Annotated in this window: 9 protein-coding genes and 1 pseudogene; 2 read left to right on the top strand and 8 right to left on the bottom strand. The window is 64.9% G+C overall.

Annotated features, from left to right (window positions below):
- Nucleotides 1–273: hypothetical protein (locus ACFZAU_RS37195; protein WP_500555868.1), on the top strand; the 273-nt coding region annotated here is incomplete at its 5' end.
- Between the two features lie 321 nt (nucleotides 274–594).
- Nucleotides 595–1,801 (top strand): annotated as a pseudogene (locus ACFZAU_RS37190) (IS110 family RNA-guided transposase).
- 321 nt (nucleotides 1,802–2,122) lie between these two features.
- Here ACFZAU_RS37190 and ACFZAU_RS37185 read toward each other — a convergent pair.
- From ACFZAU_RS37185 to ACFZAU_RS37150, 8 genes are all read right to left on the bottom strand, one after another.
- Entirely contained in the window at nucleotides 2,123–2,791 is a 669-nt protein-coding gene (locus tag ACFZAU_RS37185; RefSeq protein WP_500555864.1) for a hemerythrin domain-containing protein, read from the bottom strand.
- A 973-nt stretch (nucleotides 2,792–3,764) separates the two neighbouring features.
- Nucleotides 3,765–4,604, bottom strand: a complete 840-nt coding sequence (locus tag ACFZAU_RS37180; RefSeq protein ID WP_500555863.1) for an oxidoreductase — start codon at nucleotides 4,602–4,604, stop codon at nucleotides 3,765–3,767.
- A 182-nt stretch (nucleotides 4,605–4,786) separates the two neighbouring features.
- Nucleotides 4,787–5,557 carry a transposase gene (locus tag ACFZAU_RS37175; RefSeq protein ID WP_500555862.1) on the bottom strand — a complete coding sequence of 257 codons (771 nt, stop codon included), beginning with the start codon at nucleotides 5,555–5,557 and terminating at the stop codon, nucleotides 4,787–4,789.
- A gap of 214 nt (nucleotides 5,558–5,771) precedes the next feature.
- Nucleotides 5,772–6,524: a GNAT family N-acetyltransferase gene (locus ACFZAU_RS37170; RefSeq protein ID WP_500555861.1), complete on the bottom strand. Its 753-nt coding sequence runs from the start codon at nucleotides 6,522–6,524 to the stop codon at nucleotides 5,772–5,774.
- A 318-nt stretch (nucleotides 6,525–6,842) separates the two neighbouring features.
- A complete protein-coding gene (locus ACFZAU_RS37165) occupies nucleotides 6,843–7,736 on the bottom strand; it encodes an alpha/beta fold hydrolase (protein WP_500555860.1) in 894 nt (297 codons plus the stop codon).
- Between the two features lie 295 nt (nucleotides 7,737–8,031).
- Entirely contained in the window at nucleotides 8,032–8,805 is a 774-nt protein-coding gene (locus tag ACFZAU_RS37160; RefSeq protein ID WP_500555859.1) for a GNAT family N-acetyltransferase, read from the bottom strand.
- 95 nt (nucleotides 8,806–8,900) lie between these two features.
- Nucleotides 8,901–10,334: an aldehyde dehydrogenase gene (locus ACFZAU_RS37155; protein ID WP_500555858.1), complete on the bottom strand. Its 1,434-nt coding sequence runs from the start codon at nucleotides 10,332–10,334 to the stop codon at nucleotides 8,901–8,903.
- 292 nt (nucleotides 10,335–10,626) lie between these two features.
- Entirely contained in the window at nucleotides 10,627–11,085 is a 459-nt protein-coding gene (locus ACFZAU_RS37150; RefSeq protein WP_500555857.1) for a nuclear transport factor 2 family protein, read from the bottom strand.
- Between the last annotated feature and the right edge of the window lie 253 nt (nucleotides 11,086–11,338).

The following is an 11,338-nucleotide window of genomic DNA, read 5'->3' as shown; positions in this document are numbered from 1 at the left end:
AACGCCGCGCCGACCTCCACCAGGGCCTCCTGGAACTCGCCTGCAGCATCATCTGCCTGCGACGACTCCGCACGTCATTCTGAAACGATCAGTTACAAGTCAGTAGTGATGGCCTTCGCTCTTGTGGCCGTGGTCAGTGCCCTGAAGACAGGCGACCTCGCCTTCCGTGAGGCGCGCACAGGGGTGCTGCAGCAGAGCCAGGACTCCGTCATCCAGCAGTTCCGAGTGTGTCAACGACGTCGCCGTCTACACGCCATCAGCACCCGCTGGTGAGCGGCATCGAACGTGCCACTTAGATGGCATGCGCTGTACAGACCTCCGCGACCAACCAGCCACCCTCACCACGAGGTCGGAAAAGGCTCCCTACCTTGTTCGTGGGCTTCATCCTGGTCATTCGTAGGATCGGGGGCCCTGGGGGGGTTTCGGGTGTGGCTCAAAAGGCTCATGCCGCTGGTGTGGCTTTCAGTGATTGGCCGCCCGGGATCTCGCGACGACACGGCCACTGATTGGGATGCGCGAACAGTCGCTTCGTAGGGACACGTCGGCGTGGTCGTCTGCAGGGACCAGTGCACGAATCGTCGAGGGGAGACACCGGTGCCCGAGTTGTGGGCGGGGACGGACGCTGGCAAGGCCGAACATCACTGCACGGTGATCGATGCGGACGGGGCGAAGGTCCTGTCGCGGCGGGTGCCGAACGACGAGCACGAGCTGCTGGAATTGATGAGCGATGTGCTGGCCCTGGCCGACGGCGATCCGGTGACGTGGGCGGTCGACCTGAACGCCGGCGGGGCCGCCTTGCTGATCGCGCTGCTGACCGGACACGGGCAGCGGCTCCTCTACATCCCGGGCCGCACGGTGCACCACGCCTCCGGCTCCTATCGCGGTGACGGGAAGACCGACGCGAAGGACGCCTACGTCATCGCGGACCAGGCCCGGATGCGCCGTGACCTGCAGCCTTTGCAGGAATGGGACGAGATCGCGATAGACCTGCGGATCCTCACAGCCCGCCGCTACGACCTCACCGCCGACCGCACCAGAGCGATCAACCGGCTCCGATCCCAGATCCTGGAGTACTTCCCTGCTCTGGAGCGTGCCTTTGACTACAGCACCTCCAAAGCCGCGCTCGTGCTGCTGACGGGTTACCAGACCCCGGCGGCCCTGCGCCGCATCGGACAGGCCCGGTTAGCGAGTTGGCTGTCGAACCGCAAGGTCCGCAGCGCGAAGGCAGTGGCGGCGGTCGCCGTCGGGGCGGCACAGGCTCAGCACACGGCGGTTCCCGGTGAGAGGACGGCGGCCGCCATGGTGCACACCCTCGCGCGGGCGGTGATGGCCCTGGACGAAGAGATCGCCCGCACCGACGCAGCGATCGAGACCCGGTTCCGCCAGCACCAGCACGCCGAGGTCATCACCAGCATGCCCGGCATCGGCACCCTTCTCGGTGCCGAGTTCATCGCCTGCACCGGCGGGGATATGGACGCCTTCGGCAGCCCCGGCCGTCTCGCCGGCGTCGCCGGACTCGCACCCGTGCCCAAAGACTCGGGGCGCATCAGCGGCAACATGCGCAGGCCGCACCGCTACCACCGCCGCCTCTTGCGCGTCTTCTACCTATCCGCTCAGGTCGCCGCCCGCTGCTGCCCCACCTCGCAAGGCTTCTACCAGCGCAAAACGAAGCGAGGGCAAGACCCACAAGCAAGCGGTGCTCGCCCTCGCCCGACGCCGCCTGGACGTGCTCTGGGCCCTCATCCGAGACCAACGCACCTTCACCACCGAGCCACCCCAACGTGGAGTCACAGCGGTGTGACCTGATCACCAAGCGCCACCACGCCCTTGACGAACACCATTGGGAATCATTGCCTTGCACCTACCTCACTGGCGCGAGGTGCGGCAGTAGGGTCAAGGCGCGCAGCCCGCGTTTTTGACCGCGTTGCAGGAAGCCCCTTGAGACGGTCGCAAGACGTCCCCGGCCCTCTGGGGAACACATTCGTCAGCGGTTCAGGGAGGCAGCCGCTGAGCTGCTTTTTGCGTGAATGCAGCGCAGTTGTGAGGAGCAAGCCGCCTGGCAAAAAGAGTGGCCTCAGCCGCCTGGCTACTGTTGCCACTCTCTGCCATGCCTACCCGCGGTTTAGAAACCACTGGCCCCATAGATCTTCTTGACGTGCGACGCGAAGGCTCGCGGCCCCAAAACGGGCATGATGATGCGCGGCACGAGGGGAGCGCTGGCCAGCATCAGCGTGACGACTGCCGGTTCGGCAAGGGAAGCCAGCATGCCGAACACGATGGGCAGCTTCTTCTTGGGAAGACCGTTGATGGCATGATCTCCCAGCTCGTGCCACTCGGCGGCCGTGACGTATCGGTCGACAATGGGGAGCACCTCCGCCTCCTCGACGGCCAAGTGCGCTGTCAATTCCTCACCGAGCGTCTGCAGCGCCGCAGCGAGCTGGTCACGGTCGGAGGGGGCGGCACTCCTTCTCCACCGCGCAAGACAGGAAGAGCACTCGACGATCAGGCCGTCGATCCGAGTGTGCTGCTCTTCCATGAGCGCAAGCATCGGGGCCACATCCGGCGTAGCCCGCGCTATGAGCTTCGGCCACAGCAGCTCATCCTCGCCCTTGTGATGCAGGTGCAAGAACTCCTTGATCAACTCGATATGGTCTGCCACAATGGCGGCCCTGGCCGTGTCGCCGGGGGAGACGGCCAGGACGAGGCCGGGCATCCTGCCGTAGGCCCGGCGGAAGGCCTCATGGACGACGAGCATGTCGCGGATATCGGCGCGGCCTTGAGCGTTGGTCATTTGTTTCCTTCTGGTGTCAGCAGCGTCTGGTCGGGCTGCATGCCGGCCGGGGGAGGCGCCCAGGTCGACCGCAGCCGCATCCGGGATATCAGGGGTAATACACATTGGCGTGGACGAGACCACGACGCCTCGTCTGAGTCAGATGACATGGCGCGAGTGCGTGCGAAGCCTGCACGCTTCTGGGATGTGGGGGCAGGCCCCCGCGGACCATCATCTCTGCGCTCGTCCACCGCTCAGGCACCCGCCACCCGGCCACGCGAGTGGCAGCAACATATGCGCAACTAGGAGTAGACCGCGGGGACGCCGGTCTTCCCCACCGCGACGGCCCGCGGCCTTCCGCCGATCGGTCCTCGGCGACCCAGATGACGGCTGCCTCCGCGCTGGCGGAGTGGGCCATGAGGTAATTCTGCCGTTCGATGGAAGAGCCCGCTCACCTCGGACTGATTCACATCCTTGACCCTGTCCGTAGCGAGACACCTATGCGCGCTCATCGACCGAGGTCTCGGTGCGCAGCCACCAACCCTCCTCGAGGGCAGCTTTTCGGCGCCAGCGCCGCCAAAGTAGGAACCTGAGATCCACGGGCCGTGCACCTTCACGTCTCCTACAACCTTGCCATCGCGGGCCGGTACTCGACCATCGGTGCCGAGTAGTCCGCCTGCACCGACGCCGCGAAACGACCCTGCGTGACGCGGTAGGCCTATTCCCAGTCGTGATCGAGTCCTGCCAGCGCAACGTCGTCCCCGAGACATGCGTCAGCCGCATCCCGCGACGCTCTGCGAAGGTCCCTTATGAGCGGCGGAGGGCAGGCCGACCGCCTACTGCGACGGCCTGCCGACTGCTGACATCCCGTGCCGGGCACCGAGTTCGCTCAGGACGACCGTCCGGACGCGGGGACGCCCCCCCGAAGCGCGCTGCCTACGGGCTGTCCTGGGCGATGCAGGGTATGGCCGTTGCGGTAAGTGCCTGCTCCTGGTCATGAAATGTCTGTCGAGCGGCTCATCGCGTCCCAGGTAACCATGTCAGATAGCACCGCCTCGTGGTGCTCACGCATGGCGTCGACCGCATCACTGCCGAGTACGAGACGGAGGGGCGGGTTCTCGGCGTCGAGCACCTTGAGAATGGCCGACGCGGCCTTCGCGGGGTCGCCCGGTTCCTTGCCCTGCACGCCCGCGACCATTTGGCGAAGGCCACCCGAAGTCGCCGCGTACGCCGGGTTCTCGGGAGCGAGGACCATGTTGTCGGTGATTTTGGTACGGAACATGCCGGGCTCCACAATCAGTACCCGGACGCCCAAAGGCGCCAGTTCACTCGACAGCGATTCGCTGAAGGCCTCGACCGCGTGTTTCGACGCGTCGTAGCCGCCCAGGCCCGGGTAGGTCATCCGGCCGCCCTGGGAGCTCATCTGCACGATCGCCCCGCTGCCCTGCTCGCGCATCATGGGGACCACCGCCTTGGTGACCTCCGCCGTACCGAAGAAGTTGACCTCCATCAGCGAGCGCAGCTGCTCCATCGAGGTTTCCTCGACGGCGCCGAGCATGGTGAACCCCGCGTTGTTCACCAGGACGTCGATGCGACCGAAGACGGCCTGCGTCGCCTTGACCGCGGCCTGGATGGATGCCGGACGGGTCACGTCGAGTGCCGCCGAGCTGATCCGGTCACCGCCGACCTGTGCGAGGTCGGCGAGCGCCTCGGGACGGCGCGCGGTGGCCATGACCCGGTCGCCGGCGGCCAGCGCTGCCAGTGCAATCTCCCTGCCGAATCCGGTCGAGCAGCCCGTGATCAGCCAGACGCGGCCCTGGGTGTTGTTCGCCATTCGCATGCCTTTCAAAGGGGTGTTTACCGAGGTCAATCGTTGTCGCGACACCCAGCGCCGTCCAACATCGACTACCTGTCGCAGCTGCAGGCCCTACCTGTGACCCCTCCTTTCCGACTGTTGACGTCTTCGTAGCCGTTGGCGAGGAGTCCAGCCACACGCGGGCAGCGACCTGATCCTGATCAGCTCGCAGTCACTGATTCCCAATGGTGTTCGTCAAGGGTGAGGATGGCTTTAGCTGCTGACGACAGGTGGTTGGGGCTGCAGCGGGCGTGGCGGAAGATGCGCCAGCGTTTGAGGGTGGCCATGCCGCGTTCGACGGGATAGCGGAGTCGGGCGTGGGCCCGGTTCAGCGATCTTTGCCGGGCGGTGAGCTCCTTGCGGGGTGGGCGTCTGGCCGGTATGGCGAAGGTGCCGCCGGCGCCGAGGTAGGCCAGGTCGGCAAGAGCGGGGGTGCCGAGGCGGACGCAGGTGGTCACGATGCGGTGGGTGCGGGCCGCGGTCAGGTCGTGGGTGCGGCCGGGCAGCGTCCGGGAGATCCACACGATCTGTCCTTGTGGGTCGGTGATGACCTGCAGGTTCACGCCGTGGCGGCGGTGCTTGCCGGAGTAGTCGGCGCGGCCGTCGCCGACCCGGTCGCACTCCGCGAGCGTGCCATCCACCAGCACATACTCCGCATCCGCCTCGCGCAGGGCGCGAGTCAGGCCGGGAGCACGGCCGGCGAGGAGATCGGTGACGGATCGGACGTAGGCGTGGGCGGTGCCGACGCTGATCCGGAACCCGGCCGCGATCTGCGGGAGGGTGTCGTGCTTGCGCAGGCACACCAGGGCGACCAGGGCGCGCTGCGAGGGCCGGAGCTTGCAGCGGCGGTCACCCTCCCGGGTGACGATCAGCATGGTCACCCACTCAACCAGCGCGTGCGGCAGGTCCAGTGCGGCAGGATACGTAACCAACGAGGCTCCCCGACAGAAGAGTTGAGACGTCAGACATCTCGCTCAACCGCCGAGGAGCCTCGTCCGTTTCGCGCCGGTCTCCAACCAGCCGGCCGTCACTCGATCGGTGGCTTACCAGACCGCGACGTCTCAATAGACCGCACCGATGTCATTAACACGCAACCGCACCATGTTTGCGACTTCAACGCGCGCTCAGCCGGCTACGGGGATCGCTTCAGGTGGTCAGGTAAGTCCAGGTCTCCACATGACGAAATCCCAGCGACTCATAAATGGGCCGGGACATCGGCGAGTTCTGTGTGAACGCGAGCTTGGCGCCCGCTTGCCGGGCATCATGCAGACGCGTCAGCACGAGGGCGCGGTAATAGCTGTTACCGCGGTGCTGAGGTGGAACCGAGCCGTTGAAAAGACCGACCTGGTCTCCCATCAGGACATTGAACCCGGTTGCCACGGTCGCACCGTCCCGCTCAACAACGTACGCAGACATGCCAGGGCCGTCGAGCATCGCGGGGGCTGCCATGACGGCTGCGACATCGGCAGGCATTCCGAAGCCCTGCACAAGTGCGTCAGCGTAGCCGCGTGGATCCGACCCAGAGACCGTGCGGACCACGGCCCCTTCAGGCAGCTGCGGCGCAGGCAGGGTGATGTCGTCTTCCAGGGCAAGCAGGGGCAGCCGGATGGTGTTTGTCAGTCCGTACCTCGCAGCGAAGGCTGCTACCTCCGCAGACGGCTCGCCGCGCACCTGAACCGACCAGGGCAGCTGCCCGGCCGCCAGCTCTCCGGCGAGTTCCGCGGCTTCCGCGAAGTCCGGTTCAGCCTCGAAGCTCAGCCCGTTCAGCGTCGGAATCGGCATGGCAGTAACCAACAACCGGGTCCCGCTGGCCCCTCGGTGCATGTAGGCCCCGGCAATCACCCTGACCAGTCTCTCGGCCGCCTCGAAAAATCCGTCAACAACCTGATCCGTATGCATCTTATTCATCCTCATCGTAACAGTCTTTGTCATCTCTTCCCGCCAATATCAACGGGGTGCTGTGTATCAGGCCCAAAGACGTTCAAGCCCTCCCGGTCGATGTCCCTGAAACAGAACGCGTCAAATTTCATTCCTGCCAAAAAGCTGGAGGATGCAGCCGCATCGCACGGACACGCAACTTGCGCCGGAGCCGCGCTCCGCTTCACGCCACCCCAAGGGCGCCGGGTGGCCGGTCGGCCACCTGGCGCTATGGCCTTACCGAGGTTGTTCAGCCGGACACTGCACCTGGGGCACACAGGGGCAGCAGTTGCGCAGTACTCATTGCAAGAAGTCCAAGACGGTGCGGGCAAATTCCTCTGGCTGTTCAATATGTGCGAAGTGCCCGCACTTCTCGAAAAACACCACACGCGACATGGCCATCTCGCGGTTCATCTCATCTGCCCAGCGGACTGGGCAGATGAAGTCGTACCGGCCGGCCATGATTACGGTGGGGAGGTCAAGCGCACCGAGCTTTCCCCGAACGTCCCAGTCGTGCGGGTGCAGCGCGGGCGCAGGCTCGATGTCGAACTCCGCCAGCCACGCTCCGAGACGCCCTTCCATCTCCCAGAAGTCCCGGAAGTACAGGGGCAGTATGCCCTGCATGTACGCACTTAGCCCCGCCTTGCCGCTAACCTGCGCCAGGCCGCCGGCCTTGCGTGCCTTCAGCACAGCGTCGAGACCCGGGTGGCCGGCGAAGCGCTGTGCGAACCGCTCGATCTGGATGTTCATCTCAGTGACCAGGGCTGGTCCGTGCACCGGCGCGCCCGCATACTGCAGCAGCCCCGCAAGCCTGCCGGGATGTTCCAGACCGTATTGCAGGCCGACCATTGCCCCGTGCGAGTGTCCGAGGAAGTGGATGTCGGAAACGCCCAGGTGGTCGACCAGGGCCTCGACGAAGCGGACGTAAGTATGCATGGCGTAGTCGTCGTTGGGTATGTCGCCCGACTCGCCCGCGCCCACCGGTGCCACGTACACGGTCGTAGCGCCCTCTTCCACCAACGGCATCCGTAGATACTCCCAGCGGCCACCGGGTCCGCCGGGGTGCACCAGACACACAGGACCCTGTCCAGCCACGTGGTAGCGCTGACGGATGCCGTCGACCAAGATCTCGTGCGCTCCAGGCGCAAGAGCATCCTTCACTGTCGGCCTCTCTCCTGCCTGCTTGGCACCCATGCGTCATGGCAACGGATGAACGAGGACGTTCCACGCTGCTGCGCGGCCCCAAGCTATAGATTGCGTCCACTATCACTGCACACCCGGCTGCAGCTTGCGTCTATGATCCGCTGGTGGTCCCGCCACGACATCAAAGTGCTGGGCCGCTGATCTCGACGCTTGCGAAGGCTGGTGACAGGCTTCGGTCGCGTCGCTGGAGGCCGATTTCCGGGGAGAGTGCTCGCCCTCGGCCTTTTGGAAAAGGGAGCTTTGACGGGACCTTCGGGCTCGCTGAGCGGCCAGCGGCAGACTGCCCCTATGACGGAGCAGTGATCACCGTCAGGTACTCCTCGATGCGAAAGCCCGCCGATTCGTACACAGGCTCGCCCATCTTGGACGCGTAGAGGTAGGCAGTGGTGGCACCTGCGGCAAAGCCTGCACGGACCATCTCCATGGTGACGGCCAGCCCATAGCCGCGACGTCGATGGCCCGGGAGCGTGGTGATGTTGAAGATGCCGGTCAGATCACCGGAGACGGCCGTCATACCCGTTCCCACCGCTAGGCCGTCCACCTCCGCAAGGTAGAAGGTGACTCCGTCGATGTCTCCCCGGGACGGGTCAGCGTACGCCCGGAACGACTCGTGCGGCGCCTCGAAGCCTTTCGCAACGGTCCTGGCGTAGAGATCGAGCTCATCGACCGACACAGCCCGTACGCGCAGGGAGCCAACGGTCATCTCCGGCGGCAACCCTTGTTCGGGGCGCCGGACCATGAGTGGTTGCCGCTCGAAGTGGGTCAGCCCGTATTGCGCTGCCACCTCAGTGACGAGCGGACCTGGGGCCCCGCGCACATGAATACTCCAGGGAAGCTCCCACGGGCTCTCTGAAGCGGCCAATGCCGCTATGTCATCGCCGCTCGGTTCCAGACTGGGACTGATGACTGCGTTCAGCGAGGCGATCGGTGCCCCGGAGATCGCAAGCACAGCGCCTTGCGGACCTCTTCGCGTGCGTCCCGTGGTCGCAGCAGCCACCTCCTCGAAAGTAGCGGCATACGCGGACACCACCGCATGCAATGAGTCATTTGTGTGGTTCATCGGGAATCCTCAACACCCTGATTCGGACAACGTCACAGCATTTTTGGGATAAACCCCAGCGTGCCGCACGCACGACCAGCATCGACGGGGCGCGGTCAGATATTGATCGTTTTGTGCTCGACGTATTCGCTCAGGCCCGTCGAGCCGAATTCCCGCCCTATGCCGCTGGCTTTATAGCCGCCGAAGGGGCCTTCAAAGCTCACCGGCGCGGCGTTGACCATGAAGAATCCCGTACGGATTCGACGGGCGATGTCCACCCCGTGGTCGGTGTCCGCCGTCCAGACACCGCCGCCGAGGCCATAGGGCGAGTCGTTGGCGATCCTGATTGCGTCCTCCTCGTCCTCGTAAGGGATCACTACGAGAACGGGGCCGAAAATTTCCTCCTGAGCGATCCGCATGCGGTTGTCGACGTCGGCGAACAGGGTGGGCCTGACGTAGTGGCCTCTCTCAAGTCCTTCTGGCACATCGACACCCCCCGTGACCAGGCGGGCGCCCTCCCTTATGCCCAGCTCGATGTACGACCGAACCCGCTGTTGCTGGTCCGCCCTCACCATCGGGCCGACGAAGGTGGATGGATCAGCGGGATCTCCCACCACGAGATCTTCCACTGTCTCCTTGAGCGCTGCGACGACCTCCTCGTAACGGCTTATCGGAGCGAGGACTCGGGTGTGCGCTTGGCAGTTTTCCGCGTTGTTGGCGAACGAGGCGAACTTGATGCCGTTTGTGACGGCGGCAAGGTCCGCGTCCTCAAGGATGATCGTGGCCGACTTACCGCCCAGCTCCAAGCTGACCCGCTTGAGCTGTTCACCGGCGAGGGCTGCGATCCGCCGACCGGCAGCCGTGGATCCGGTGAAGGAGATCTTGTCGACGTCAGGGTGGGCGACCAGATACTCGCTGGTTTCGCGGTCCGCGGGCATGATACTGACCACTCCCTCGGGAAATCCTGCCTCGGTGATGATTTCTGCGAGCATGAGCACGCTGAGGGAGTTTTCCGGTGAGGCTTTGAGGATGATCGTGTTGCCAGCCAGCAGGGCCGGGACGAGCTTGGTCAGTGCCGACTGATGGGGAGCGTTCCACGGGATCACGGCGGCGACCACCCCAATGGGTTCCCGGCGTACCAAGCCCTTGGCCGCACCGGATGGGTCGAGGGCTTCCTCCCAGCCGAAGGCCGCCGCGGCACGCAGGTAGGCGTCTGTCTGGCACCCGAGCGCGGTCTGAAGGTAGCTGGTGAACCAGATAGGGGCGCCCCGCTCTGCGCTGATCAGTCCGGCGGCCTCGGCGGCCCGCGCCGCGTGAAGCTCGTTGAAGCGGGCGACTAGGTCCTGCCGTTCCTGGGGGGTGGTCAGCGGCCACGGCCCGTGGTCGAAGGCGTTCCGAGCGGCGGCCACTGCCTTGTCGATGTCGGCCGAGGTGGCCTGCACGGCACGTCCGACCAAAGACTGATCGTGCGGTGAGCGGATGTCGAGCAGCTGGGCCGAGCTGGGCTTCACCCACTCACCACCGATGAAGAGTTTGTCGTAGATGATCACGTTGGCAACACTTTCTGAGCCTCAGGCTCAAAGTAGGAGGTGCATGGCTGTCGATTCGAGGCGGACAGCCTTGTCGCCTGAAGGTTCAGGGTCTGAGGCTGAGGCATTCCCACCGGGCCCCGGGCTGAGGGCGCAAGACCACGGCCGGCAGTGCGATACCGGCTCGTGTGATGGTCTGGACGATCGGCGCCCGGTGCCCCACATAATTTGGATGCCGGATATGTCGATCAAGAGGCCATGAATGGGTGGTGTTGTTGCCCCAGGGACGTTATGTCGGCCGGAAGGCCGGGGGTCAGGAGTGTGAGGGGCGGCTGTCGACCCAGTCGATGATCAGTGCGCGATCTTCGAATTGCCAGGTGCCGTCGACGCGAACGAATGCGTCAAAGTATCGGATTGCCATCACCATGAGGACGCTTTCGCCCTCTTGCTCCGAGAGGTGATGCGCGAGGCAGTAGGTTTCGCCGGTGGCACGATCGCCGTCCACGTCGATCGTGCTTTGACCGTTGAAGTGGGTCGTCGCAGTGTATTCGCCTAGGCTTTCAAATGCGTTCTGGAGTTCGGTGCGTCCGTGCAGCTCCATGCCCGGCGAAGTCGTCGCGGGGTCTCCGGAGTAGGTCGCGAGATGGGCGTTCTCGGTAAAGAGTGCAGCTTGCCGTGCGACGTCGCGTCGGTCGGCGTGGTGCGAGTAGGCGTCGATGAGTTCACGGATCGCGATCCGGTCGCTGAGTTGTTGAAGAGTGCGAAGAACCATGGTGTCGCTTTCCTATGTAACGGTTGACGGGCAGACCGTGTGGCGTTTTCTTGGACTCAAATCGACGCGAGGACCAGACGTTGCTCGCGCTGCAGGGCCCCTGGTGGCCGGCATTCCGCCTTCGGCACGCGTTTGCTGCTGTTGCCGCAGGGCGCACCCGGGGCCGCAAAGCGCACTGGTCATGATCGAGCGAGCTGTGGTCTGCCCACGGCTACAAGGGATGGGCGATTGGCTGAACCGGCCGGGCAATCGG

It is taken from the genome of Streptomyces sp. NPDC008238 (assembly GCF_042956445.1).
GTDB lineage: Bacteria > Actinomycetota > Actinomycetes > Streptomycetales > Streptomycetaceae > Actinacidiphila.
This window is presented reverse-complemented; position numbering and strand designations above follow the sequence as displayed.